Source organism: Bacillus sp. LR--39, assembly GCF_053613335.1.
Genome location: NZ_JBSIOT010000001.1, coordinates 1,647,670 through 1,673,538 on the forward strand (window position 1 = coordinate 1,647,670; position 25,869 = coordinate 1,673,538).

The 25,869-nt window shown below is 48.7% G+C and carries 28 protein-coding genes, 1 riboswitch and 1 other annotated feature; of the genes, 5 read left to right on the forward strand and 23 right to left on the reverse strand.

Features of this window, described 5'->3' with window-relative positions; translation table 11 throughout:
* Window position 1: 1 nt before the first annotated feature.
* The 4 genes from ACWHAR_RS07715 to ACWHAR_RS07730 all read right to left on the reverse strand — a co-directional run bounded on the left by ACWHAR_RS07715 (window position 2) and on the right by ACWHAR_RS07730 (window position 2,752).
* Window positions 2–1,129, reverse strand: coding sequence for a glycosyltransferase (locus ACWHAR_RS07715; protein WP_032874657.1), 1,128 nt, complete (start codon window positions 1,127–1,129; stop codon window positions 2–4).
* 4 nt (window positions 1,130–1,133) lie between these two features.
* Complete coding sequence (locus ACWHAR_RS07720) at window positions 1,134–1,595, reverse strand: hypothetical protein (RefSeq protein ID WP_032874655.1); 462 nt, start codon at window positions 1,593–1,595, stop codon at window positions 1,134–1,136.
* Between the two features lie 21 nt (window positions 1,596–1,616).
* Complete coding sequence (locus ACWHAR_RS07725; protein WP_029325870.1) at window positions 1,617–2,201, reverse strand: hypothetical protein; 585 nt, start codon at window positions 2,199–2,201, stop codon at window positions 1,617–1,619.
* 140 nt (window positions 2,202–2,341) lie between these two features.
* Window positions 2,342–2,752, reverse strand: coding sequence for an organic hydroperoxide resistance protein (locus ACWHAR_RS07730; RefSeq protein ID WP_029325869.1), 411 nt, complete (start codon window positions 2,750–2,752; stop codon window positions 2,342–2,344).
* Between the two features lie 75 nt (window positions 2,753–2,827).
* Between ACWHAR_RS07730 and ACWHAR_RS07735 the strand changes: the two genes are divergently transcribed.
* Window positions 2,828–3,337 carry a MarR family winged helix-turn-helix transcriptional regulator gene (locus ACWHAR_RS07735; protein WP_032874653.1) on the forward strand — a complete coding sequence of 170 codons (510 nt, stop codon included), beginning with the start codon at window positions 2,828–2,830 and terminating at the stop codon, window positions 3,335–3,337.
* A gap of 27 nt (window positions 3,338–3,364) precedes the next feature.
* On the opposite strand, the gene ACWHAR_RS07740 is transcribed toward ACWHAR_RS07735, so the two are convergent.
* The 8 genes from ACWHAR_RS07740 to ACWHAR_RS07775 all read right to left on the reverse strand — a co-directional run bounded on the left by ACWHAR_RS07740 (window position 3,365) and on the right by ACWHAR_RS07775 (window position 9,610).
* Complete coding sequence (locus tag ACWHAR_RS07740) at window positions 3,365–3,790, reverse strand: organic hydroperoxide resistance protein (RefSeq protein WP_007407231.1); 426 nt, start codon at window positions 3,788–3,790, stop codon at window positions 3,365–3,367.
* Between the two features lie 113 nt (window positions 3,791–3,903).
* Window positions 3,904–5,151 (reverse strand): glutamate-5-semialdehyde dehydrogenase, encoded by a 1,248-nt coding sequence (gene proA / locus ACWHAR_RS07745; RefSeq protein WP_015417313.1) that lies wholly within the window; start codon window positions 5,149–5,151, stop codon window positions 3,904–3,906.
* Window positions 5,148–6,260 (reverse strand): glutamate 5-kinase, encoded by a 1,113-nt coding sequence (gene proB / locus ACWHAR_RS07750; RefSeq protein ID WP_032874651.1) that lies wholly within the window; start codon window positions 6,258–6,260, stop codon window positions 5,148–5,150. The genes proA and proB overlap by 4 nt, the downstream gene beginning before the upstream one ends.
* 69 nt (window positions 6,261–6,329) lie before the next feature.
* Window positions 6,330–6,543: a binding site (T-box leader), on the reverse strand.
* A gap of 86 nt (window positions 6,544–6,629) precedes the next feature.
* Window positions 6,630–7,532 carry a formyltetrahydrofolate deformylase gene (gene purU, locus ACWHAR_RS07755; RefSeq protein ID WP_007407234.1) on the reverse strand — a complete coding sequence of 301 codons (903 nt, stop codon included), beginning with the start codon at window positions 7,530–7,532 and terminating at the stop codon, window positions 6,630–6,632.
* Window positions 7,533–7,606: 74 nt separating this feature from the next.
* A complete protein-coding gene (locus ACWHAR_RS07760; protein WP_032874649.1) occupies window positions 7,607–7,921 on the reverse strand; it encodes a DMT family transporter in 315 nt (104 codons plus the stop codon).
* Window positions 7,921–8,259, reverse strand: coding sequence for a DMT family transporter (locus ACWHAR_RS07765; protein ID WP_032874647.1), 339 nt, complete (start codon window positions 8,257–8,259; stop codon window positions 7,921–7,923). Before ACWHAR_RS07765 ends, ACWHAR_RS07760 begins: the two co-directional genes overlap by 1 nt.
* A gap of 66 nt (window positions 8,260–8,325) precedes the next feature.
* Window positions 8,326–8,434: riboswitch (guanidine-I (ykkC/yxkD leader) on the reverse strand.
* Between the two features lie 12 nt (window positions 8,435–8,446).
* A complete protein-coding gene (locus tag ACWHAR_RS07770) occupies window positions 8,447–8,992 on the reverse strand; it encodes a GNAT family N-acetyltransferase (RefSeq protein ID WP_032874645.1) in 546 nt (181 codons plus the stop codon).
* A gap of 99 nt (window positions 8,993–9,091) precedes the next feature.
* A complete protein-coding gene (locus tag ACWHAR_RS07775; protein ID WP_021493808.1) occupies window positions 9,092–9,610 on the reverse strand; it encodes an acyl-CoA thioesterase in 519 nt (172 codons plus the stop codon).
* A 189-nt stretch (window positions 9,611–9,799) separates the two neighbouring features.
* Between ACWHAR_RS07775 and ACWHAR_RS07780 the strand changes: the two genes are divergently transcribed.
* Together ACWHAR_RS07780 and ACWHAR_RS07785 are read left to right on the forward strand one after the other, a co-directional pair.
* The gene (locus tag ACWHAR_RS07780; RefSeq protein ID WP_032874643.1) at window positions 9,800–10,660 is read left to right on the forward strand and encodes a dimethylarginine dimethylaminohydrolase family protein; all 861 of its coding nucleotides are present in this window, start codon (window positions 9,800–9,802) and stop codon (window positions 10,658–10,660) included.
* Between the two features lie 70 nt (window positions 10,661–10,730).
* Window positions 10,731–11,780 carry a lactonase family protein gene (locus ACWHAR_RS07785; RefSeq protein ID WP_024085204.1) on the forward strand — a complete coding sequence of 350 codons (1,050 nt, stop codon included), beginning with the start codon at window positions 10,731–10,733 and terminating at the stop codon, window positions 11,778–11,780.
* A 27-nt stretch (window positions 11,781–11,807) separates the two neighbouring features.
* On the opposite strand, the gene ACWHAR_RS07790 is transcribed toward ACWHAR_RS07785, so the two are convergent.
* The 10 genes from ACWHAR_RS07790 to ACWHAR_RS07835 all read right to left on the reverse strand — a co-directional run bounded on the left by ACWHAR_RS07790 (window position 11,808) and on the right by ACWHAR_RS07835 (window position 22,889).
* Window positions 11,808–12,779: an ABC transporter ATP-binding protein gene (locus ACWHAR_RS07790; RefSeq protein WP_032874640.1), complete on the reverse strand. Its 972-nt coding sequence runs from the start codon at window positions 12,777–12,779 to the stop codon at window positions 11,808–11,810.
* Between the two features lie 3 nt (window positions 12,780–12,782).
* Complete coding sequence (locus tag ACWHAR_RS07795; RefSeq protein ID WP_032874638.1) at window positions 12,783–13,682, reverse strand: C40 family peptidase; 900 nt, start codon at window positions 13,680–13,682, stop codon at window positions 12,783–12,785.
* Window positions 13,679–14,746, reverse strand: coding sequence for a dipeptide epimerase (locus tag ACWHAR_RS07800; protein WP_228549683.1), 1,068 nt, complete (start codon window positions 14,744–14,746; stop codon window positions 13,679–13,681). Before ACWHAR_RS07800 ends, ACWHAR_RS07795 begins: the two co-directional genes overlap by 4 nt.
* 36 nt (window positions 14,747–14,782) lie before the next feature.
* Window positions 14,783–15,718 (reverse strand): S66 peptidase family protein, encoded by a 936-nt coding sequence (locus ACWHAR_RS07805; protein ID WP_032874634.1) that lies wholly within the window; start codon window positions 15,716–15,718, stop codon window positions 14,783–14,785.
* Between the two features lie 87 nt (window positions 15,719–15,805).
* Window positions 15,806–17,425, reverse strand: a complete 1,620-nt coding sequence (locus ACWHAR_RS07810; protein ID WP_032874632.1) for a peptide ABC transporter substrate-binding protein — start codon at window positions 17,423–17,425, stop codon at window positions 15,806–15,808.
* The gene (locus ACWHAR_RS07815) at window positions 17,422–18,450 is read right to left on the reverse strand and encodes an ABC transporter ATP-binding protein (protein WP_032874630.1); all 1,029 of its coding nucleotides are present in this window, start codon (window positions 18,448–18,450) and stop codon (window positions 17,422–17,424) included. The genes ACWHAR_RS07810 and ACWHAR_RS07815 overlap by 4 nt, the downstream gene beginning before the upstream one ends.
* Before the next feature lie 5 nt (window positions 18,451–18,455).
* Window positions 18,456–19,403, reverse strand: a complete 948-nt coding sequence (locus ACWHAR_RS07820) for an ABC transporter permease (RefSeq protein WP_032874628.1) — start codon at window positions 19,401–19,403, stop codon at window positions 18,456–18,458.
* Window positions 19,404–19,408: 5 nt separating this feature from the next.
* Window positions 19,409–20,335 (reverse strand): ABC transporter permease, encoded by a 927-nt coding sequence (locus tag ACWHAR_RS07825; protein WP_032874626.1) that lies wholly within the window; start codon window positions 20,333–20,335, stop codon window positions 19,409–19,411.
* A 14-nt stretch (window positions 20,336–20,349) separates the two neighbouring features.
* Complete coding sequence (locus ACWHAR_RS07830) at window positions 20,350–21,174, reverse strand: M55 family metallopeptidase (protein WP_007407248.1); 825 nt, start codon at window positions 21,172–21,174, stop codon at window positions 20,350–20,352.
* A gap of 155 nt (window positions 21,175–21,329) precedes the next feature.
* Window positions 21,330–22,889, reverse strand: coding sequence for an MFS transporter (locus ACWHAR_RS07835; protein ID WP_032874624.1), 1,560 nt, complete (start codon window positions 22,887–22,889; stop codon window positions 21,330–21,332).
* Between the two features lie 287 nt (window positions 22,890–23,176).
* Here ACWHAR_RS07835 and htrA point away from each other — a divergent pair, with 287 nt between their 5' ends.
* Together htrA and ACWHAR_RS07845 are read left to right on the forward strand one after the other, a co-directional pair.
* On the forward strand, window positions 23,177–24,526 hold the full coding sequence (gene htrA / locus ACWHAR_RS07840; protein ID WP_149917160.1) for a serine protease HtrA: 1,350 nt from the start codon (window positions 23,177–23,179) through the stop codon (window positions 24,524–24,526).
* 99 nt (window positions 24,527–24,625) lie between these two features.
* On the forward strand, window positions 24,626–24,802 hold the full coding sequence (locus ACWHAR_RS07845) for a hypothetical protein (protein WP_014417532.1): 177 nt from the start codon (window positions 24,626–24,628) through the stop codon (window positions 24,800–24,802).
* Between the two features lie 87 nt (window positions 24,803–24,889).
* On the opposite strand, the gene ACWHAR_RS07850 is transcribed toward ACWHAR_RS07845, so the two are convergent.
* Window positions 24,890–25,861 (reverse strand): glycosyltransferase family 2 protein, encoded by a 972-nt coding sequence (locus tag ACWHAR_RS07850; RefSeq protein ID WP_007610846.1) that lies wholly within the window; start codon window positions 25,859–25,861, stop codon window positions 24,890–24,892.
* Window positions 25,862–25,869 lie beyond the last annotated feature (8 nt).

Genomic DNA, 25,869 nt, shown 5'->3' on the forward strand with positions numbered 1-25,869 from the left:
ATCAGGCGTTTGTCCGCTGATCCTTTTTTAATTGAGACAGAAGCTCTTGTGCGGGTTTAAATTGAGGATTGAACTTCACCGATTTTTTGGCGTAAGCGATGGCCGTCATATCATGGTTTAATGCAGCATGGCATTTCGCCATATAATAAAAAGCTCTGAAATCGGCGGCACCTTTTAAAATGAAGTGATCAGCGTTTTCTCCTTCAACCTGCGTTCCGTTTTCAAATGCTTTGATTGCCGCTCTGTACTTTTCCAAATGATATAATACAAGGCCTTTATAATAATGAAGATTGCTGTAATCAGGATATAGCTTGAGCACTTTTTCAATCCCTTGTTCGGCTTCTTCATACCGTTTGAGCTCAAGCAATATTGTATATTTCAAATAATACAGGAGAGACGGAGGCATTCGTTTTTCGCTTAAAAATTGAAAAATTGAGCCGTTGACAAGATGTAATGCTTTTTCATAGTCTTTTATTCTGTAGCATTCACTTGCCAAATGATAGACAAGCCACGGATCAGGATTTTCCTCTGAAAGCTCTTCATTTAAAATGCTGATATTCCGTTTATGTTTTTGCTTGATCTTTTCTTCCTGCTCCAAGTAGCCGTAGTGATGAATCACACATGGGAGCGTGAAAAAAGCATGGTTTTCTTCCTCATTGGGAGCCGAGATATTCTCGTGAATTCTGCCTTGATACAGAAGGCCTTTATGATTGCGGAACAGTCTCGGCTGCATGCTTTCAAACGCTTCGTTTTCATCGAGCTGCTTCCCCGTATAATTGATGATTTTCAAAAGCCCCCGGCTCGGTAATCCGTCATGAAGCAGCGAAGTTAAAAAGCGGCCCGTCTCCTGATCGAGCTCTTCATCCGCGTCAAGCACTAAAATCCAATCTCCTTCGGCATGCTGCAGGGCGTAATTTCTGGCCTTTGCGAAATCATTCTCCCATTCGAAATCAAACACTCTTGCCTGAAAGCTTTTGCATATATCTTTTGTATTATCTTGTGATCCGGTGTCTGCGATGACGATCTCATCAACGATGTCTTGTACACTTGATAAACAACGGGAGATGTATCTCTCCTCGTTTTTCACAATCATGCAAAGAGTCAGTTTACATTCAGCATTTCCGCTCATTTTCTCACCTTTCCCGATTTTGGAGTTGTTGATTGAACCAAGGCCGTTCAGGAGTGCCGTTCATCGTTATGATGACAGGCCGCACCCATCTGACGGCAGGTTCGGCAGTTTCCGCATCCCATTCCTGAAGCTGCCTGACAGCCCGCTTCGTAATGGGATGCGCCCGGAATTCGCGCGGGCTTTCAAAAATGAATTTTTTCGTTCGTTCCGTAACTGTCTTCATTTCAAGAAAGTGCCGCTCATACATCTGCTTCTGCTCTTCTTCCAGGCTGATCATTAAAAACAGACGGCCGCCTGTTTCCATCTGCCAGCGGCACAATGCGGAGAACAGCCTGATTTCTTCTTTGTAATTTGAACCCCTTCTTTTATCCACGGTCACAGATAATATATGTAACAGCGCAATCGTGAGACAATGCATGGCTTCAAAAGATGCCTGTTTCGCTTTTGAAATGCTTGGATACGGCATATGCTTCACCCGTCTCTTTTTTTATGAACGCTCCCCGCCTTTTTTCTTCCAACCGCAGTCCTCACAATCCCCGCACTCACAGCAGCCAATGCGGCCGTAAAACAGGCCGTCACACGGATCTTCCGGATCACTGGGATCGTCTGGATTCCACGGGTCATCAGGATCGCCCGGATCACTCGGATTACTTGGGTCGTCCGGATTCCACGGGTCATCAGGGTCGCCCGGATCACTCGGATTACTTGGGTCGTCCGGATTCCACGGGTCATCAGGATCGCCCGGATTACTCGGATTGCTTGGGTCGTCCGGGTCCATACAGGCTTCAGAATCCTGTAAGAAGATAATGTCCTCAAGCTTCGTCTGCAAAAGGAGTTGTGATTTCATGACGGTGCGCAGGAGCCGTTCAGTGCTTCTATTGATTGATGACAATTCCTCCAAAGAGGGATCGCCGGAAGCGCCGAGAAACATTTGAATCCTTTCCGCTTCCGCCTGCAGAATATGGGATAGTCCGATTTCTTCCATAGCCACGGATGAAAGAAGGAGGTTCAGGGTCTCACATCTGGAGAGTGTAATGTCGGGGGTGATGTTCGGTATGTTTGGAAGAGACATCGATATCTCCCTCTTTTCTCTTGGTGTCATTATGCAAAAGTGCTATATCGTATTCTTATTCCGGGAGAGAAGAGATCATTACTGATGTTTTCGTTAATAAAATATCCCGGATATAAAATCCGGGATATTCGTTCGTTGATTTATTTTAATTCAAGTTTGACGTCTACATTTCCTCTTGTTGCTTTTGAATACGGACAGAACTCGTGAGCAGCCTGCACAAGCTTCTCCGCCGTTTCTTTGTCAAGATCTTTTGTATCAATGACGAGCGTTACGCCGATTTTGTAACCTCCGTCACTCTCATCTTTTAAAAGGCTGACCTGTCCTTCAATTTCAGAGGTCATGTCGATTTTTTGTTTTTGAGCGGCGAGCTCAAGCGCTCCCCCGAAGCAGGCAGCATATCCTGCCGCAAAGAGCTGTTCAGGGTTTGTGCCGGTTTCTCCGTCTTTTTTTGCATTCGGCATGATGATGTCAAAATCCAGCACCCCGTCTTCGGATTTAATATGTCCTGCCCGTCCGCCGACTGCGGTCGCTTTTGAAGTAAATAATGCCATTATTATCAGCCTCCTCATTGTACTTACTGTATATATTGCCCCTGCTCATATTTTTAAACATGATTGCAATAGGAAATGGGCCGTTTTTCGGCTACAATAGGGGTAACGTTAACAAACAAAGAGTTGGTGAAAGAAGTAATGGCAGAAAAAGAATTTGAACATATGAAACTGGAGAATCAGCTTTGTTTTTTGCTGTACGCAAGCTCAAGGGAAATGACGAAGCGGTACAAACCGCTGCTTGATAAGCTCAACGTAACTTATCCCCAGTATTTGGCGCTGCTTTTATTATGGGAACACGAAGAACTGAATGTGAAACGGATGGGTGAGCTTTTGTACCTGGATTCCGGAACGCTGACACCGATGCTGAAACGGATGGAGCAGCACGGTATCATCATGAGAAAGCGATCGGCTGAAGACGAGCGGTCCGTGACGATCAGGCTCACAGATGAAGGACGGGCCTTGCAGAAAACAGCGGCGGATATTCCCATTGCCATGCTGGAACAGACGGGACGGTCAAAAGAGGAATTAAAGCAGTTAAAGCAGTCGCTTTATGAGGTTTTGAATACGCTGCACGGCAAAAAATAAGGATGCCCCGAATGGGCATCCTTATTTTTATTCTGCTGCCAGAAGCTTCACTTCAATATTTCCCGCTGTCGCTTTTGAATACGGACAGACACCGTGCGCTTTTTGGATAAGGGCTTCAAGCTCCTGTTTATCAATGCCGGATGCTTTGACCTCAAGCGTAACGCCTAGTTTATATCCTTGGTCTGCTTCATCTTTCAGCAGACTGACATGCGCAGTGACCTCTGTTTCAATACTCAGACGCTCTTTTCTCGCTACGAGCTGAAGAGCGCTGTCAAAGCAGGCTGAATATCCTGCGGCAAACAGCTGTTCAGGGTTTGTAGCATGTTCGAGCCGTTTCGCTCTTGGCGTTCCCGGCATGGCAACATCAAGATTCAGCACTCCGTCAGAAGACGTGACTTTCCCTTCACGTCCGCCAGCGGCTGATACGGTTGCAGTAAATAATGGTTTTGTCATCTAAATTCACCTCTATTATATTGTGTACAATTTAATATTACACAATATAATAGAGGGCGTCAATCTTTCCGCATAAAAAAAGCCTACCCTTTTTGAAGGATAAGCTTAAAAGATTATACCCGGATTTGTCCGTTTCCTTTAATGATGATTTTTGTAGATGTTAACGCCGGAAGTCCCATCGGCCCTCTCGCGTGAAGCTTTTGCGTGCTGATGCCGATTTCGGCTCCGTATCCGAATTCAAAACCGTCCGTAAACCGGGTTGAAGCATTATGATACACGGCGGCGGCATCAACGGCGGTCTGGAAGTAAGCTGCATGCTCGGCGTTCTCCGTCAGAATGGCTTCTGAATGGTTTGTGCCGTACTGCTGAATGTGGCGGACCGCCTCCTGTACGTCCTGCACCGTTTTCACACTGAGAATCGGCGCCAGGTACTCCGCTCCCCAATCGGCTTCTTCTGCTTGTTTCGCTTGAGGCTCCAGCCCGCAAATCACCTGATCTCCTCGGAGCTCCACGCCTTTTTCTGTCAGCTGATTCAGCAGCTTTCGGCCGTGTTCTTCAGCCCATTTTTCATGAATCAAAAGAGATTCAATCGCGTTGCAGACCGAAGGACGCTGTGTTTTGGCATTGATGACGACCTCGCTTGCCATTTGAGGATCTGCTGACTCATCTATGTACACGTGGCAATTGCCCGCTCCGGTTTCTAAAACGGGTACGGTTGATTCCCTGACCACAAGATCAATTAAATTTTTACCGCCGCGCGGGATCAATACATCCAGCCCGTCATTTAATGTAAAGAGCTGTTTGGCGGTTTCTTTGCTTGTATCTTCTATGAGCTGAACGGCATCAATCGGAAGCTTTGACAGCCCGAGTGCGCGTTTCATCACACTGACAAGCGCTATGTTGCTGTGGATGGCGGAAGAACTTCCTCTGAGCACAACCGCGTTTCCGGTTTTTAAGCAGAGTGTGGCCGCGTCTACGGTAACGTTCGGTCTGGCCTCATAGATCATGCCCACTACTCCGAGGGGCACGCGGATTTTTTCAATGGATAATCCATTCTCTTTTTGAATGGTCTCCAGCGACTCACCGACGGGATCTTCAAGACCGATTAACAGTTCCACGGCGTCCGCGATATCGAGCAGGCGTTTTTCATCAAGAGTCAGCCTGTCAATAATGTCAGGTGTCAGTCCTCTGTTCCGTCCCGCTTCAATATCTTTCTGATTCTCTGTTAAAATCAGCCGGCGTTCATTTCTGAGTCCGTCTGCAATACATTGGAGCGCTTCGTTTTTTTCAGCCGTCGTTTTCATGACCATTTCGGCAGCCGCTTCTTTTGCCAAAGCCGCTTTTTGCAATACTTCACTCATTTGTGTTCCCCCTCGTCAAATAAATTCACCCAATCATCTCTGTGAATCACTTCCACCTGCTTCGTTCCTGAAAGCTGGTCGCTCCGCTTCCCTTTGACTTCTAAAATTTCATCGGATGAGTACTGCGTCTGCCCTTTGCCGATAATGCCGCCGGGTCCTCTGACTTCCACTACGGCCCCTTTCGGAAAACTGCCGCAGACATCGGCGACACCGGCCGGGAGGAGACTTGACCCGTTATGGATCATCGCCTGCTCCGCTCCCCCATCAATGATGATTTCCCCTGATATCGGAGAATGAAACATGATCCATTGCCGTGTATTATTCACTGAGGACAGGTCTTTATCGCCGATATATGTGCCGTCGCCTTTTCCGTCTAAAATTCCCATCAGTTTTTCCCGTCCGGAGCCGGTTCCGATAAACACCTTCACCCCGAGCGACAATGCGGTCTGGGCGGCGAGAAGTTTTGACTTCATGCCTCCGGTGCCGACCTTTGAGCCTGCTGATCCGGCATACCCGAGCAATTCTGGTGTGATGTCATTCAGATAGTCGAACCGCTTTGCGTCCGGGTTTTCATTCGGATTGGCATCGTACAGCCCGTTAATGTCTGTGAGAATCATTAATTGGTCTGCATGAATCAAACCGCTTACAAGCGCCGACAGCATGTCGTTATCACCGAACGTCAGCTCTTCAACTGATGTGGAATCATTCTCATTAATAATCGGCACGACGCCGCGCTCCAACAGTTCCATTACAGTAGCATAGGCATTTCTGTACCGCTCTCTTTTTGAGAAATCATTTCTTGTTAATAAAATTTGTGCCGGCGTCAGACCGTATCTTTTTAAATGGTCCATATATTGCTGCATTAAAAGCGTCTGGCCGACTGCGGCAGCTGCCTGCTTTCCTTTTATCGTAACGGGTCGCGACGGATAGCCGAGAGCGGAAAAACCCGCTGCCACCGCGCCTGAGGTAATGAGGATCACTTCATGCCCGTTTTCTTTTAATAAAGAAATGGCTTCCGTATGTTCCTTGATTTTTGCTTCATCAATACTTCCGTTACTGTTGGTGAGCGAGCTGCTCCCGATTTTCACAACAATTCTTTGTTTTTTCATCGTTTCTCCTCCGTGGCAATCAATCCAAACCGGCTCTCGTCAATAAAAAAAGCCCATTCCGTCCTGAAAAATAAGGACGAAATGGGCTTTCCGTGGTACCACCTTGTTTGAACGCGTTTTTCACGCGTCCCGCTTTCCTGTAACGCCAGGTTATCGCGCCTGAGTTTTCCCCTCAGGACTCCAAGGCAGGTTCGGCAGGTTTCATGCGGCAAAATGTTTCAGCGGGCCATTTTGCTCTCTGTCACAGAAAGTTCTGCGTACTGATCCTCTTCAACGCTCAATGATTTTTTTATATTATGCAAAGAAAACAGGTTCTTGTCAAGACATTTTCATCCATAAAAAACAGTCCGCCTCCCCGGCGGACCGTCATTAATTAAATACGATCGTTTTGTTTCCGTGAACGATGACGCGGTCTTCCAGATGCCATTTTACGGCTCTTGCCAACACGCTCCGCTCAATCGTTCTCCCGATATTCTTCAGATCCTCTGCGTGATCTCTGTGATCGACGCGTTCAATATCCTGTTCAATAATCGGCCCTTCGTCAAGATCGTCCGTCACATAGTGAGAAGTCGCGCCGATTAATTTCACTCCGCGCTCATAAGCCCGTTTATACGGATTAGCGCCGATAAAGGCCGGCAGAAATGAATGGTGGATGTTAATAATCCGATTCGGATGGGCAGATACAAAATCAGACGTCAAAATCTGCATGTAGCGGGCAAGAACGATCACATCAATCTTATACCGCTCCAGCAGCTCAAGCTGGCGCCGCTCCACTTCGGCGCGGATGTCTTTGTTAGCTTTCATGTAATGGAACGGAATATTCAGCGGTTCGACCACTTCTTTGGCCTCTTCGTGGTTGCTGATGACGACCGCAATTTCGGCCATCATATTGCCGCTTTGCCATTCCCAAATCAGTTCATGAAGGCAGTGCAGCTCCTTCGATACAAAGATCGCCACTCGCTTCAGCTCACTTGCCAGAGACAGGCTCCATGTCATGCCGAATGTCTGGGCGATTGAGGCGAAAGCCTGCTGTAAGTCCTCTTTTTTCTCACGAATGCCCTTGCAGTCGAATTCGATCCTAAGAAAAAACCGTCCGCCTTCAGGGTCAGTCGTATATTGATTTGATTCAATAATATTCGCGCCGTGTTCAAACAAAAACGCCGACACGGCCGATACAATTCCCGGCTGGTCAGGGCAGCTGACGAGCAGGCGCCCTTTTTCCTCATTCCCGCGGCGGTATTCTTTCAGCCGCTGTGTCATATATGAATTCATCTGTTTTAATCCCTCGTATCTTCATAATTCGTAACTTACTAATAGATTATACTGAAGATTTGATAAAAATCAATTTACGAAAGAATTTTCAGCCCTACGGCAGCGCATAAAATAAGCGCAATGAAAAAGATGCGCTTCGCATCCTTCTGCTCGCCGTAGAAAAGAATGCCGGCTAGTGCGCCGCCCGCTGTGCCGATACCGGTCCAGATCGCATAGGCCGTGCCCATCGCAATCGTCTCCATCGCATAAGAAAGCAGGGAAAAAGAAGCCGCAAATCCGACGATTATGAAGAGAATCCACTTGAATTTCTTTTCTTTTTGAAATTGATTCATTAAAATGACCCCGAGCATTTCACAAAGACCCGCGGCTATCAGGCTGATCCAATGCATTACACCTTCTCCTCCTTCGTCTCAGGCTTATCCTGTGTGACCAGCTTTAACCCGATGACACCGATCAGCAAAACGCCGATCAGCACGATTTTCACCGGATCGGCCTGTTCTTTGAAAAGCAGGATTTCACTGAGCACGGTGCCCGCTGTTCCGAGCCCGGTAAAGACCGCATATACCGTTCCTACGGGGAGGCTGTCTGTCGCCTTGATTAATAGATAAAAACTGATGATGATTCCCGTAATCGTGCCGCTCCACGCCAGTGCCGAATCAGCATGTTTCAGGCCGGTGACCCATACCACTTCAAATACGGCCGCTATGACCACTAAACCCCATTTCATGTTCTTCACCCTTTCTGTATCCGGACAATACAAAAAAGCCCGGATAGTCGTCTCACATGAGATTGACTCTCCCGGGCTTTTTTCCCTCCGTGCGCATATGCGGGATATGTCCGCATATGTGTTTTCTCTCGGACCAGGCCATGTATGAACATGCGGAACCCTAGAAAACATGTCTGTTCGTATCATACTACATTTCGCCGAAACGTTCAACGTCAGATGTGATGTCAAAAACCGTCAGCTGCCTCTCCCATTTGGTAACGGTCTCACCGGGCACCATGCCGATTTTTTCCGCGACGCGGACGGAGGCAGCGTTTTCCGGATCAATCAGCGCCGCTATGCGTCCGTATTGCTGCGTGTGAAAACCGTAGTCCAGACAGGCGTTCGCCGCCTCTGTCGCATAGCCGCAGCCCCAGCGGCGGCGGGCAAACATATAGCCGATTTCCATCAAAGTGTTCCCGTTTACCGTCTGCGGAACGATTCCGCATTGACCGAGAAATGCGCCCGTCTCTTTATCCTCTGCGATCCAAAGACTGACGCCGTATCCTTTCGCCAATCGTTTGTTCCAGGCAATCCATTCCTTCGTTTCCCGTCTGCTTTTAAGAGAAGGATAATATTTCATGACCTCTCTGTCGGTAAACAGCCTGTACAAATTTTCTTCATCGTCATCCCGCATAGTCCGCAGACGGATACGCCCGGTTGTCAGGATGGTGCCGGAAGACTTATGTTTCATCATGCACGCCACGTCTCCTTTCCCTGTAATAGATTATGGATCCGGCAGGAAAAGTCCTTTCTCAGCATAAAAAAACCGCTTTTTAAAAAAGCGGTTTGACGATTACCAAGGTTTATCTGTTCCGAGCGCCTCGGCCAGGGCCTTGCTGTGTTTTAAGCGGTTTTTTCGTTCTCCGGCGCGCTGAACGGCCGTATTGTGAAGCATGACTTCTTCCTCGGTTTCCGGCACGATCCGCGGAACGGGTACCGATTTCCCGTTTGAATCAAGCGCGACAAAGGTCAGAAACGACGTTGCCGCAAGCTCGCGTTCGCCCGTCATCAGATGTTCTTTAATGACTTTGACAAACACCTCCATAGACGATGTGCCGACCCATGTGACGTAAGATTCAAGGCATACGGAATCCTGTTGGCCGATGGGGCGCAAAAAATCTACAGAATCCATTGAGGCCGTGACTGTTTCACACCGGCAGTGGCGGGCCGCGGAAATTGAAGCGATATCATCAATGTAGCTCATCAGCTTTCCGCCAAACAGCGTATTGTGATTATTCGTATCAAGCGGAAAAACCCTGCTTGTTTTAACAACCCTTGTTTCTTTGCAAAATCTTGATTCTGGCAACTTCATATTATTTAAACTCCCCTTTGGTGTCTGGTCGTTTTGACTCATTCATCTGTACCCTATTAAACAATACTTTGACCGTTTTGTCTAAAATTTTAAATATTAAGTTGGTTAGATATTCTCTCATAAATGTTTCATTATTCATCACATCCGGGAATAATAAACGCACATTGAATACCGATAGGAGGATATCACATGAACGTATCCATTCCCAAATCCACGCGAAAACCGGCTTGCCGCAGTGAGTTTGATGCTTTGCAGACAGTCATCTTATGCCGGCCGGAACACATGGCCATCAAGGATATTATTAACGGAACGCAGAAACATTTCAAACAAGAAAATATTAACATACCCGTTGCCCTCAAACAGCATAGTGAGTTTATTGACATTTTAAGATCTCATCAGATTGAAGTCGTCCTGCTGCCTGCCGATCCCGCATTGCCTGAGCAGGTATTCACCCGGGATATCGGATTTGTCTTAGGCGAGACGGCGTTTATTTCAAACATGGCGGCTTCAGTCCGGCAGGGGGAAGAAAAAGTGTTTCAAGACCTGCTTGACAATAAGAAAATCCCCTATACGCGACTGAAAAAAGCGAACATTGAAGGCGGCGACATCTTGATCGCAGACGGCACCGTTTACGCCGGGCTGAGCAAGCGCACGGATAAAGCGGCTGTCCGGGAGCTGCGGGAGGCGCTGCCGGAGATGACGGTTGTGCCGATCCCTCTCAAGGAGGATTTCTTACATTTGGACTGTGTATTTAATATGATCTCGGAAACGGAAGCGCTATACTGCAAAAATGGCTTGCGGCAGAAAGAAATTGATCTTCTCTCCGAACGTTTTGAGATGATAGAAGTGCCTGAAGAAGAGCAATTCACGCTCGGCCCGAATATCCTGTCAATCGGCAATCAGACAATTATCAGCCTGCCGCAGCACCGTCATACGAACCGCGAGCTCAGAAAAAGAGGTTATACGGTCATTGAAACCGAGTTTTCCGAAATTATTAAATCAGGCGGTTCCTTCCGCTGCTGCACCTTGCCGCTGGTCAGAACATCTTAAACATTTACAAGGCAGTTTCCTTCAAGATACGTTAATATAGAGAAGACAAGACTCTAAAGGGGGAAACCGAATGGCTAAGTACATAGGATACGCGGGAACATATACAAAAGGCGGAAGCGAAGGCATTTATTGTTTTGAACTTGATACAGAAGCGAAACGGCTCAGCCGGCCGAAGCTGGCAGCAAAGCTCGGCAATCCGACATACGTCACTCCGAATTCTGATAACAGCATGCTGTATTCCATTGAAAAGGCAGACGGAAAAGGCGGCGTCGCAGCCTATCAGATTCATCAGAACAGCGGGGAATTAACTTTTGTGAACCACCAGCTGATTGAAGGCCCGTCTCCATGCCACGTCAGCATTGATGATAAACATGAATATGTGTTAACCGCTAATTACCACAGCGGAAAAGTGCACGCCTTTCCCGTCAATGAGGACGGAAGTCTGCAGGAGCCGGCTGCCGAAGCCGCTCATACGGGAACAGGTCCTCATGAAAGACAAGAGAAACCGCATACCCATTTCGCAGGCTATACACCTGAGCATAACTACATTGCAGCCGTCGATTTAGGGACGGATACGCTTTATACTTACCAAATGAAAAACGGTTCGCTCACAGAGGTGAAAACTCACTCTTTCGCACCGGGTTCAGGGCCGCGCCACATCGTTTTCCATCCGGCGGAAAAATACGCCTATGTCATGACGGAAATCAGTAATGAAGTCATCGCGCTTGAATACAACCCGACCTTAGGTGAATTCAGAGAGCTTCAGGTCATTTCCGCTTTGCCTGAAGGCTTTACGGACAAATCGCAAGGCAGCGCGATCCGCATATCTAAAGACGGCAGATTTCTTTATGCCGCCAACCGCGGACATGACAGCATCGCTATCTTTAAGATCAACCAATATTCCGGTGAATTGTCTCTTATTGAATGGGTGCCGACAGAAGGCAACTGGCCGCGTGATTTCGCGTTTGACCCTTCCGAGACATTCCTTGTCGCGTCAAACGAAGAAACGGGAAATCTGGTTTTGTTTGAACGTGATCCGGAAACGGGCAAATTGACTCTTCTCCAATCTGACATTCCGGTTCCGTATCCGGTCTGCGTGTCATTTCTGCATCAGGTTTAATCAAAAAAGAAAGCTGACTTTATATTGTCAGCTTTCTTTTTTGTATAAATGGCAGGCGACAAAACGCCCCGCCTTCACTTCTTCAAGCTCAGGCGTTATCTTACCGCAGAGCTCCATCGCTTCAGGACACCGCGTCCTGAATACACAGCCGCTCGGCGGGTTAAGGGGGCTCGGCAGCTCCCCTTTCAGAATAATCCGTTCACGCTTGTCCTCAAGAAGCGGATCAGGAATCGGGATTGAGGATAAAAGCGCCTTCGTATAAGGGTGAAGCGGTTCCCGGTAAAGCGCAGCGCTTTCTGTAATTTCCATCATGCGGCCCAAATACATCACGCCGATCCGGTCGCTGATATGCTTGACCATTGATAAATCGTGGGCGATAAATAAAAATGTCAGCCCTTTCTCTTTCTGAAGCCTTTTTAAAAGGTTGACGACCTGAGCCTGTACCGACACATCCAGCGCGGAAATCGGCTCATCCGCCACGATAAATTCGGGATGCAGAGAGAGCGCTCTGGCAATCCCGATTCTCTGCCTCTGTCCGCCGCTGAATTCGTGGGGATACCGGCTGCCGAAATCCGGATGGAGCCCGACAGCTTCAAGCAGTTCATCCGCCATCATCAGACGGGCTTTTTTTGTATTGTAAAGATTGTGAATTTCCATCGGCTCCATAATAATTTCCCTTACGGTCAGGCGCGGATTTAACGAGGCGTAAGGGTCTTGGAAAATCATCTGCAGCTTGCGGAAGAAGACCGACCGCTGTTCTGCCGCGGCACGGTGTATATCCGTCCCTTCATATGATACCGAACCGGCCGTCGGGTCATACAGACGGAGAATAACCCTTCCGAGCGTCGATTTACCGCATCCCGATTCTCCGACAAGTCCGAATGTTTCCCCTCTTTTAATGTGAAAGCTGACACCGTCGACTGCTTTTACGGCTTTCTTTCTTCCTGCGTCAAAATGCATTTTCAGCCCGCTGACTTCAAGGAGCGGAGATGCCGTCATTTTCTATTCCCCCTTTTCGCTTATACAGCGGCGTACGGTGCATAATTCTTTTTCATAGACGGTTCCTTCCAAAGACAGCACTTCGATTGTTTTTCCCGTTTTCGGGGAGTGCAGCATTCGGCCGTCTCCCAGCGCCAAACCGACATGGTGGATCGCGCCTTTTCCTTCTTCATAGGCGAAAAACAAAAGGTCAGCCGGCCGGATATCGTTTACCGCCGCACCGCACCCGGCTTTTGCTTGGTCCTTTGCATCACGGGGAAGGGTATAGCCGTTTGCTTTAAATATCGAATACATAAACCCGGAACAGTCAAACCCGAAACCGCTCAGTCCTCCCCATAAATACGGAAGCCCGAGAAACATCATGCCCGTTTCGATGACATCGGCCGTCCGTCCTTCCGTATGCCGGCACTCGTCTGCGTCAGCTTCATTTACGAACCGTTCCCCGAGCGGCGTCACCACCCGGAAAAAGCCTTTCTCACGTCCTGATGCCCGAAGACGCGTTAAGAAACTTACTTCCAAGTCCGGTTTGCCATTTGTGTGATATAAAATAGCTGTCGGTTTGGTAATCCATACGGCGGGGGAAGATGTATGAAAGCCGTCTTTTGAAAGCTGGCTTTTTTTCATCCAGCCCGGATATCCGCGCACATCCTTTCTTGAAGGCTGGCTGGGAACGGCGACAAAAGCCCATTCCCCTTCCTCTTTAAGAATGATCACCTCTTCCCCGAAAAGCGCTTGCGTTTGGACAAGGTTGTCTGTGCATAATTGCAGCCGCTCTTCATATCCCATAGACGCTAACCATTTTCTGATCTGCGGCGGGTTTTCGAGCATGGGCGTATCATACGAACGGGGAGATGACGGCAGCGTCCATACATTGGCTGCCGCCGCTGTAACGGCTGCTCTCATCTTTTCGCCCCCTCTTGTATCGACACACCGGTAATGCCGAGACCCGGTTCGTCGGGAATCGTAATCTGACTGCCGCTGTATGTAATGCCGCCTTGAATCAAATCATCTTTCAGCATAAGCGGCGCATCAAAATCAAACCTCGTCACATTCCGTTTGGCCGCGGCAAAATGGGCCGCGGCGGTGATGCCGAGCTTGGTCTCAATCATGCTGCCGACCATGCATTCCACGCCGCACGTTTCCGCCATCGCATTGATTGTTTCCGCCTGCTTTATGCCGCCCGCTTTCATCAGCTTAATATTAATTAAATCGGCGCTTCTCGTCTGCAGCACGTGAAAGGCCTGACGGGGGGTAAAGACGCTCTCATCCGCCATAATCGGCGTGTCTACGGCATCTGTGACCTGCTTCAGCCCGGCGATATCGTCTTTATGAACAGGCTGCTCGACCAGCTCAATGCCGAGACCGGCGTCTTCCATCTTTCGGATCGCAATCACGGCTTCTTTCGGCGTCCAGCCTTGGTTGGCGTCCAATCTCAGTTTGACGTTTCCGCCGACACGTGATCTGATCGCCTGAATCCGGCCAATATCGTCCGATATGTCACCTATGCCGACTTTTACCTTTAAAATATGAAATCCTTTGTTCACATAACGGTCTGCATCCCCCGCCATCTCCTCAGGAGAATTAACGCTGACGGTAAAATCTGTTTCCAGTGTATTCCGATAGCCGCCGAGAAGCCGGTAAAGCGGCTGTCCGTGCATTTGCGCCCATCCGTCATATACAGCCATATCCACCGCGGCTTTTGCGCTTTGATTTCTTTCCAACAGCCGGCTGATATCATACAGAACAGCTTCCGTGCCGGAAAGGCTCCGTCCCAAGAGAGCAGGCTTCAGCACATCGTGGACGGCGCTTTCAATACCGGCCGCGCTGTCGCCTGTAATGACAACCGTCGGCGGCGCCTCCCCCCAGCCGGTCAGACCGTTGTCAAAAGTGAGCTTCACAATGACCGATTCAGCATTGTAAACTGTGCGTAAAGCGGTCTTAAACGGCTTTTTCAGCGGCACGGACATCCGTCCCGTTTGAATATCTGTAATCCTCACGCCTGATCACTCCCTTCCGGAAACCCCCGATTCAATCGTTACCGCTTTGGCCGCCGTATCCATAACCGCGCGAACTCCGATCGGAACGGCGAAGCTCGGTGAACAATGGCCGATTTTAAAGCCTTTAAGCGCGGGCTTCCCTGATTTGACAATGTAATCGTTCAGCACTTGCTCTAAGGTAAGGGACTTTTCTTTGTTTTTCGGTTCGCATTGGTGAAAATCACAGACCAGGATTCCGGCTGCGTCTGACAGTTTTCCGGCCATCTTTAATTGATTCAGCATTCTGTCGATTTGATACGGCTCCTCTTCAATATCCTCGATAAACAGCAATTTGTCTTTCGTATCAATTTCAAACGGCGTGCCGAGCGTGGAGGTAATGAGCGACAGGTTGCCGCCTGCAAGCTCTCCCTCAGCCCTTCCGCCTGTCAGCACCTCCAGCGGAGAAATGTCCTCCGTATAGGTGAATTCCGTTTCTGTAAAAAGCTGATGATACGACGCTTTCGTCAGGGGATCAGCATTTTCAAGCCCGACATCCGTGCTCAGCATCGGGCCGTGAAATGTAACGAGCCCCGTATTTTGATGAATGGCGGTATGTAAAAACGTAATATCACTGTATCCCCAGAAAATTTTCGGATTGCGGCGGATTAAGCCAAAATCGATGTCGGCGGCAATGCGGCCCGTGCCGAATCCTCCGCACGCGCATATCACCGCTTTGACATTCTGATCACTAAACATGTCATGGAGATCATCGAGGCGCGCCCGGTCTTCTCCCGCCAAATAGCCGTGACGGGTCTTCAGCGCCCGGCCGAGTTTCACATGAAGGCCAAGCTCATTCTCTAAAAACAGCAGCGCGGTTTGCAGCGTCCCGCTCTCAGGCGGGCTTGCGGGCGCAATCACACCGACCGTGTCGCCTTTTTGCAGTGCTTTCGGTTTATGGTTCATGACTTTTTCAATCTCCTTTCCGGATTGAAAAGTGAAACACGCCGCTCCTTTAACGGCAAAAGAGCGGCATATGTTTCCGCTGTAAGATCAGGACTTTTCCGCCCATTTCAGATCAATGTAACCGACGGGGTGCCGGACAATGCCCTTCACGCCGCTGTTCTGCAGATGCACCTGATTATAAAAGTAAATCGGAATGATCGGAGCCTCGTTCATGAGCAGTTTTTCCGCTTTATGCATGAGCGCAAAACGTTTTTTGGCATCGGCTTCCTGTTTTGCCTGCTTGATGTAGCCGTCGTATACCGCGCTGCCCCAGCCGGTGCGGTTCATGGAATTATCCGTTTGGAAAGCCTCAAGAAAACTGATCGGATCTGCGTAATCCGGTAAAAATGAGCTTTGAGAGAACTGGAACTTCAGTCCTTTCTGCTCTTCTAAAAAGACGTTCCATTCCATATTGGCGAGCTTAACGTCTATACCGAGCACACTTTTGAGCTTCTGCTGAACCGCTTCCGCTATTTTCTTATGCTCCGGTTTTGTGCTGTATGTCAAGGTAACGGCGGGCAGCTTGTCATAATGCTCTTCCGCCATGCCTTTTTCCAGCAGTTTTTTGGCTTCTGATTCATCCGGATTTAATAAACTGCCGCCCGCTTCGCGGAAATCTTTCCCGTCAGGCTGAGTAAATCCAGGGGATACAAAGGCATGTGCCGGCTTTTCACTGTTTTTGGTCACATAATCCGTGATTTCTTTCTGATCAATCGCTGCCGCGAACGCTTTTCTGATCTTTTCATTTTGAAACGGCTCCATTTTCACGTTAAAACGATAGAAATAGAGTCCGGCCTGATCCCACGTGCGGACATTTTTTCCTCCCATCAGCTGCTCGCTCAGCTCTGCCGGCACAAAGGCGGTATCCAAATCCCCCGACTGGAACATCTGATAATCGGTATTCCGGTCACTGACCATCGCCCATGTGACTTTATCCAGTTTCACCGTCTTTTTATCCCAATACGTCTCGTTTTTGTCCATCGTCATGCTGTCGTCATGCTTCCATTCCGTCAGTTTAAACGGCCCGTTGCCGACAAATGTTTTTGCTTCAGTGAACCATTTCGGATCAGCCTTGGCGACCTTTTCATTAATCGGGAAATACGCCGGATTGGACACGACGCTCAGAAAATAATCCTGCGGCGCCGCCAATGTGACGACAAGCGTTTTTTTATCCTTTGCCGTGACTTTCACGTCTTCTTGTTTGCCTTTTCCGCTGTTAAATTCTTCTCCGCCTTTGATCATGTAGCCGAGAAATGCGGAAGATGCGCCCGTTTTCGGATCGAGCATCCGTTTCCAGGCGTACACGAAGTCTTCCGCCGTAACGGGATCGCCATTTGTCCATTCGGCGTTATCACGGATATTGAAGGTATATGTCAGCTTATCAGCGGACACCTTCCAGCTTTCCGCCATGGCCGGTTCTGGCTTATTATCTTTTCCGAGCCTCGTCAATCCTTCCATGATGTTATTCAGCGGCTGCCAGGAAACATTATTAAATCCGATCGGCGGATCAAGTGAGGTCGGCTCATTTTCGTTATTGAGCCGCAGCACCGTTTCACCCCCCTGTTCTTTTGCTTTGCCGGGTTCTGTCCCCGCCTGTTCATTGGCTGTACAGCCCATCAGAGCAAACGAAACAACAGCAATCACACCGAACGCCCATCTCTTTTTCATTTCAATCCCCCTTTTTCCTCTGTTGCCGTCAGCTGCTGCTTCAGCCGCTCTGCACGGTGATCCTGAAGCCAGCAGTTGACGATATGGCTTTTGGATTTCACGGTTGTTGCCGGGTATACCTTTTCACAGACGATCATCCTGTCCGGGCAGCGGGCGGCAAACGGGCAGCCCGGCGGCGGATCGAATAAATCAGGCGGCGTCCCGTCAATCGGCGAAAGCTCACTATCCTCCATATCCAGCCGCGGCACTGAATGAAGCAGCCCCTTTGTGTATGGATGAGCCGGACGGTAAAAAATATCATGCCTCGTGCCGATTTCGGCGATTTTCCCCGCATACATGACGGCGACTCTGTCAGCAGTCTGAGCGACGACGCCGAGATCGTGTGTGATCAGAATAATTGACACGCCTGTTTTTCTTTGAATCTTCTTAAATAATTCAAGGATTTGTGCTTGAATCGTCACATCAAGGGCCGTTGTCGGTTCATCGGCGATCATAATTTCCGGCTCGCAGATCAGAGCCATTGCGATCACGATCCGCTGCCGCATGCCCCCGCTTAATTGGTGAGGGTACTGCTTCAGGCGGGATTTCGAGTCCGGGATACCGACCAGATCCAGCATGGCGAGAACTTCGGATTCAGCTTGTTTTCTTGTCATGGCGCGGTGTTCCAACAGCGCTTCTGAGAGCTGATCCCCTATGGTCAACGTCGGATTGAGCGCCGTCATCGGGTCCTGAAAGATCATAGAAATATTGCGCCCCCGGATTGCCCGCATTTCCCGATCCGACATTTGGCAAAGGTCTTTCTGTTTAAATTGTATGCTTCCGGATTCAATCTTTGCCGAATGTTTCGGAAGAAGGCCCATCACGGCTTGTGACGTCACGCTTTTTCCGCATCCCGATTCACCGACGATCGCAAACGTTTCACCTTTATATAAATCGAAGCTGACGCCTCTGACGGCTTTTACAGTGCCTCCGTATGTTGAAAAAGTAACATGCAGATTTTGAACGGAAAGAACTTGCTGCGCCATTTTTCCTACCTCCTCAGTTTCGGGTCTAACGCGTCCTGCAAGCCGTCTCCAAGTACGTTAAACGCGTACATCGTCAAGGAAATGAAAAAAGCGGGGAAAAACAGCCGCCACCAATGGCCTGATAAAATCGCCGGCAGCCCGTCGTTTGCCATGACTCCCCAGCTTGCAAACGGCGCCTGAATGCCGAGTCCGAGAAAACTTAAAAATGATTCCGCAAAAATCGCCGCCGGCACCGTAAGCGTCATTTGGACGATAATGGCTCCCATCGTATTCGGCAGCAGATTTTTCTTAATAATCCGAAATGTTTTCGCTCCAAACGTTTTCGAAGCCAATACGTGTTCATCATGCTTCATCCTCAGCACCTGCCCTCTGACAATCCGCGCCATGCCGACCCATCCCGTCACGGTCAGAGCTACGATAATGGAACTGAACCCCGGCCCCATCAGCACCATTAACAAAATGACAACGAGCAGATACGGCAATCCGTAGAGAACCTCGATGATTCTCATCATGGCGCTGTCTGTCCGGCCCCCTTTGTAGCCGGCGACGCCTCCGTAGATAACGCCGATCAAAAAGTCGATCAGCGCCGCCATCACACCGACAAATAAAGAGATCCTCGCTCCGTACCATGTTCTTGTAAACACGTCCCGGCCAAGTTCATCGGTTCCGAACCAGTGTGAAAAAGACGGCGGAAGATTCTGCTCGGCGAGCGTCTGCCTTGTCACGCTGTGCGGTGATATCAGCGGACCGAACACAGCCGATAGAAACAGGCAGCATAATATCACAAGCCCGGCCATCGCCAATTTGTTCTTTTTAAGCCGCCGCCACGCATCCTGACTGTAAGACAGGCTCGGACGCTTGACCGACTCGGTTTCACCCTTTCTTTCCGCGCCCGGCTGAAACCAGTCATCAGGCACTTCTGTGTGTTTTACCGTTTCTTGCGGGAGATTCATCAGGATCACCCTTTCTTATGAAGTTTTATGCGCGGGTCTAACAGGCCGTATGCCAAATCAACCAGAAACAGCAGGACGATCAGAATCACACTGTAAAATACGGTCGTTCCCATGATGACCGGGTAATCACGCTGATTGATGCTTTCTACGAAATATTTGCCCATTCCCGGTATGGCAAAAATTTTCTCGATGACGAAACTGCCCGTTAAAATACTTGCGGCAAGCGTCCCGAGTACTGTCACAACAGGCATAAGAGCATTTTTCAATGCGTGTTTGATCACAATTTTGACGGGAGAAAGCCCCTTTGCTTTTGCCGTGCGGATGTAATCCTGAGTCAGCACTTCGGCCATGCTTGATCTTGTCAGCCTCGCGATAATGGCCATGGGACCGACGGCAAGCGCAACAGTCGGCAGGACCATGTGAACGGGACTCGTCCAGGTAGCTGCCGGAAACCATTTCAGATGAACCGCAAATTGCTGAATCAGCAGCGTAGCCATAATAAAATTCGGAATGGAAATCCCGAGCACCGCAAGGCTCATAGCCGCGTAATCGAGAAATCCGCCGCGCCTGAGAGCGGCCATTATGCCGAGCGCGAGCCCGGAAATAACAGCGATGATGATCGCCGTTATCCCAAGCTCAAATGAGACCGGAAACCCTCGTTCAAGCATAGCGTTTACACTGTCTGACGGTTTTTTAATTGAAGGACCGAAATCAAAGGTAAGAATGGATTTTAGATAGATGGCGTATTGAGTGATAAGAGGTTCGTTCAGATGGTAGTAGGATTCGAGATTTCGCTGAACCGCTTCGTTTGTGCCCCGATCTTCGTTAAAAGGCGAGCCGGGTATCACTTTCATCATGACAAATGTCAGAGTGGTGATGACGAGGACGGTCATAATCATGGCGATAAAACGTTTGATAAAATACCGCAGCAATGCCGTTCACCCCTTTAACAGAATGTTGTTCTCATGGCGAGTTCTGTCATGACGAGCATGGCCTGATAGGCTTCCGGCATGTCTTTTGCCTGAAATTGAACGATTGTTGTTCCCGGGATGATTTCTGTGCCCGGCATTAAATGGGCCCATTCAGCCTGTCCGTAGTTGGCAAATTCAATGCCTAATACAGGTCTTTCAGGCGGAGTCAGCGGTTTGACCTTATCTTTATTTTTGAGCGCATAGGCTGTTTTTTCCGTCAGGAGCCGTCCGGCTTTTTGAGGGGACAGGCATTTGACCGCGGTTCTTGAAATGGTTTGTTTGACGGCGGCAGTCGTCACATTCGGGATCAGCTCCTCCGCCTCTTTTGCGGCGCAATCATCTCCGGCAGCCATGATGACCGGGACATCGTAAAATCCGGCGAGATAGGCATTTAACCCCAGTTCACCGACCGGCTTATCATTTATGTAAAAGTGGCGGACGCCGAATATCATGCTGTGCGACATAACGCCCGGCATCGACGCTCTCGCATGATAGCCGATAAACATCACACCCGAATACGATTCATCAAGCCCCTGCATCATGGAAAACGGCTTGACATCCCCCGTAATCAGCTCTGCCTCAGGGTGAAGTTTTTCCGCGAGCAGATTATTCATCTTTGAGTGGCTGTCATTCACGGTCACTTCCGTGCATCCGTTATTAAACGCTTCTGCGATGCACCAGTTCGCTTCTTCGGTCATCAGAACCCTGCCGCGCTCATAATTGTGCATGCGGGAATTGACAAATGTTTCATCAGGCAGTCCGGAAATCCCTTCCATATCCACAGATAGATACAGTTTCATGTAATGCCTCCTTTTTTACTTAAAATTTCGATATTAAATTATGAATATTCTAACAAATTATATTAAAAAAGGATGAAACATGCAATATACCATTCTGCCATTATAGGAAAAAACAAACCCTTTTCACCGGGAAAAGGGTTTGCTGATAGAAAAAGTTACATACTGTTTTTGCTTATGTGATGACGCTGAAACTGTCTGACCGCACTTCTGTATTCATGATCGGGAATGACCTGATGCCTGATCGGTTCAGGAGCCTGCGGCGAAGGCTCTTCAGCCGCCTGCTTACGGACGGCATGCGGTTTATGCGCCAGCTTATGCCCCATGCCGGTCGCATTCATGACAAATGATAAACACACTAAAAGCAAACTTAAGATGAAAGCAATAAGAAACAAATCGCTGTATGTCCCCATCAGCAGGTCATGCGGCGATTGTGTGCCGCGCGCGCCCCGAAGCGTGCCGGAAGCATCTCTTTTCGTAAAATACCCTATTAAAACAGGAGCGCCCATATAAATGAACAGCCTTAAAAACTGAACTGCCGTCATGCGTTTCACCAGTTCCGGAAGCGGTCCGCCCAACGCGGCTCCCATCAGTCCGGCTGCCACAATAAGCCCTGTCCCGGCCGCCAGCATCACGAAAAGCCCCGCAAATAGAATAAGCGGTATATGATGATCTGCCGTCATCCATTGGAAATTCACGAACACCAGTATAACAGAGCCTGTTATGCCGAGCATGCCCGGACCGACTTTATCATATGCTAATGCACTGATGACAGCGGCGATGGCCACGCCTCCCAAAAGGCTCGCATATAGGAATATCAGTTGAGTTTGTGACATATGATATGCGGTCTGAAGCTCCCCGTGAAATGCCGAAAGACTGACCGCTATGGAAATACTGCCCGCAGCGATCATGAAAACACCCAGAATCGGCTTTGGAATCAGCATAAGTTTAATCGAAATCAGCGCATGTTCGTTTCTGTACTGCATGATCAGCAAGATGAGAAGAATGGCGATGCTTCCTCCAAATCCCGCCAATGTCTGCCATGATGAAAAGCCCCATTTCGGCAGATGAATAAATGTATAGGCGGTCAGCACGGCTGATACACCCGCTAACAGAAAACCGATGCCGTCAAATGGAGATTTTTCAGCATTTTTATGAGCGTCATCCCGCAGCCACATATAACTGAAAATGAGGCCGAAAAAAGACAGCAGGCTAAAAATGCCGAACAGCCAATGCCAATGGCCGGCGCTTGCCGCCGCCGTGCCTAAAACGGTCCCCATAATGACGGACCCGTAAAATCCGCCGATTAACACAAATAATGCGTAATTCCGGCGCTCAATCGGAAACGAAAGCACCAGCATCGGAATCATAATCATCAGCATAGTACCCGCCGCAGCTCCCTGTAAAAAACGGCCCGCGGCGAGCGGATAAATATCATTTGTCACAGCAGCAAGGAGCGCTCCGATGACACCCGCGGCCATCGAAATCATATAGACAGGCCGGGAGCCGAATCTTTTTCTTAAATACGGCCCCGCCGGCACGAATAAGGCAAATGCCATATTACCGATAATAATCGGATGAAAAGAGTCAAAGTTTTCCCCGCCGACCGTCTGCCGGACAAGGCTTTGGACAGCCGAAAGAGCGGTATTCGACATCAGCCCCGGCCCGACCGCCAATACAGCAAGCAGAGAAATGATCCAGTGATGTTTTTCTTTCATGTGACAGCTCCTTTCTGACTATTTGACAAAGTGAAAAAGCTAACAGATTTCCCCCATTAGCTTGACAGAATTTTTCATATCTTTTCATGTGAAGGATTGAACATAATATCTCATTTATTATTTCAAATCCGATGGAAATTGTCAATATACAGCGCCTCCGTCCGATTTCATCTTTTTCACAATTTCCCACAATCTTTTCATTATTATCCCACACTTTTTGTTTAAGATGGAGTCAGTAATAATAGGCAAATCATGCTATGATGAAATAGAGAAACGGAGTGAACATGATGGATAACTATCGTGATGAAAATCGGACAGACCAAAAAGAACAGGAAGTCCTTTTAGTAAAAGAAAACCCGCAGCCGGCCGGATATTCCGCGCCGGACGAGGACAAGAAAAAACGAAGCTTCGGCTGGTTCAGACCGCTTCTCGGCGGAGTGATCGGCGGAGGGCTCGCCCTCGGCATCTATACATTTACGCCGCTTGGAGACCATCAGACTCAAGATACTTCCAATCCGGCTCCCGCTCAGGAAACGTCATCGGTAACCGCCAAGCAGACATCTTCTGATTCCGGCAGCGGCAAATCGGCAAACAGCTCATCGGCAAATTCAAGCAGCATTTCGAATATGGTGGAAGACATTTCACCGGCGATCGTCGGGATCACCAATCTGCAGAAGCAGCAAAGCAGTTCCGATTTATTCGGATTCGGATCAAGCTCAGATTCAAACTCAAATTCATCGGGTGATGATGCGGAAACGGGATCGGGTTCAGGCGTTATTTTTAAGAAAGCAAACGGCCAAGCGTATATCATTACGAATAACCACGTGGTCGAAGGCGCCTCTTCCCTTAAAGTGTCATTATATGACGGCACCGATGTAACAGCTAAACTCGTCGGCAGCGACTCTCTGACAGACTTGGCCGTTTTAGAAATCAGTGATAAACATGTAACAAAAACGGCAAGCTTCGGCAGTTCATCCGCTCTCAGAACGGGCGAATCCGTGATCGCCATCGGTGATCCGCTCGGCAAAGACCTTTCCCGCACCGTCACACAAGGCATCGTGAGCGGTTTAAACAGAACGGTCTCGATTTCCACGTCAGCTGGTGAGTCAAGTATCAACGTCATCCAAACCGATGCCGCGATCAATCCCGGAAACAGCGGCGGACCGCTCTTGAATACAGACGGCAAAATCATCGGCATCAACAGCATGAAAATCAGCGAAAGTGATGTAGAAGGCATCGGCTTTGCCATCCCGAGCAACGATGTAAAACCGATCGCCGAAGAGCTTCTCACGAAAGGACAGGTGGAGCGCCCTTATATCGGCGTGAGCATGATCGACTTGGAACAAGTGCCGCAAAACTATCAGGAAGGCACACTCGGGCTTTTCGGCAAACAGCTGAATAAAGGCGTTTATATTCGCGAAGTGGCGCAGGGCTCACCTGCAGCCAAAGCCGGATTAAAAGCAGAAGACATCATTATCAGCTTAAAAGGGAAAGAGACCGACACGGGCAGCGAACTTCGCAATATTCTCTACAAGAATACGAAAGTCGGCAGCACCGTTGACGTGAAGATTATCAGAAACGGCAAGGAAATGACGAAAAAAATGAAACTGACTCAAAAAGAAGAAACATCTTCTTAACAAAAATCCAAGGCAGCCGCCTTGGATTTTTTATATACAGATGAAACTTTAGGCCTGGATCAGCCGTATGACCTAGTGTACAAAGGAGGATACATACACATGAAACAAACCGGACTTTTGCTGGTCGTTACCGGCCTGATCTTGCTGCAGCTGAGCATTCAGCTTCCTCAGCAAAACGCTGCTTGGGGAATGACGCTTGGCGCAAGCATTTTACTGAACCTTTCGGGAACCGGACTGATCATGCGCTCTCTGCACACGCAGACCGGCCGCAGATGAATAAAAAAGCCGCGGGACATTCTGTCATCCCGCGGCTTTTATTTCACATAAAAGCACCCTGTCCGCCGGCCGGACAGGGTGTTTCGGTTAAGACATATGCTGGTCCCGATAAATCTTTTCGTTTTTCATGCCGTACGCTTTTTGCACGATATAGAGCGGACGGTCTTTTGCTTCGTCATAAATCCTTCCGATATATTCGCCGATCATTCCGAGCATTAATAGAACGATGCCGCTGAATAACAGCTGTATCACAATCAGAGAGGACCAGCCCGTAATGGTGCTGTTCGTAAACAGCTTCATGTATAAAACGATAAACATATAGAGAAAACCCGCTCCGGACATGATCATTCCCGCATAGCTTGCCGCCTTGAGCGGTTTATGAGAGAACGTTGTGATTCCGTCCATGGAAAGCTTCAGCATTTTTTTAAGCGGGTATTTCGTTTCCCCCGCAAGCCGCTCATCACGTTCATATTCTACAGCAGTCTGCTTAAAGCCGACCCAGCTGACGAGTCCTCTGACAAAAGGATTTTTTTCTTTTAATCTTTTCATCTCATCACAGACTTTTCTGTCCAGCAGGCGGAAATCTCCGGTGTCGAGCGGAATATCAATATCAGTCACGCTCCGCAGCAGCCGGTAAAACATAGAGGCCGTCTGTTTCTTGAAAAAGGTTTCTCCCTTTCGTTTCGTTCTGACGGCGTACACCACATCGTAGCCTTCTTTCCACTGCTCAATCATATCAAGGATTAATTCAGGAGGGTCCTGCAAATCGGCGTCAATGACGGCGATTGCATTCCCCTCTGCATAATCCATACCCGCTGTGATCGCGATCTGATGTCCGAAGTTTCTGGAAAAATCGATAATTTTCACTCTCGGATCAATCAGACTTTGCTCTCTTAAAATCTCAATACTGCGGTCTTTGCTTCCATCATTGACAAAGATCAATTCATAATGCTCTTTTGTTTGATCCATGACTTCTTTCAGGCGCTGATAGGTTGTCTGAATGACGAGTTCCTCGTTATAAACCGGGACGACTATTGAATATTGAATATGTCTGCTCATGTTTTTTC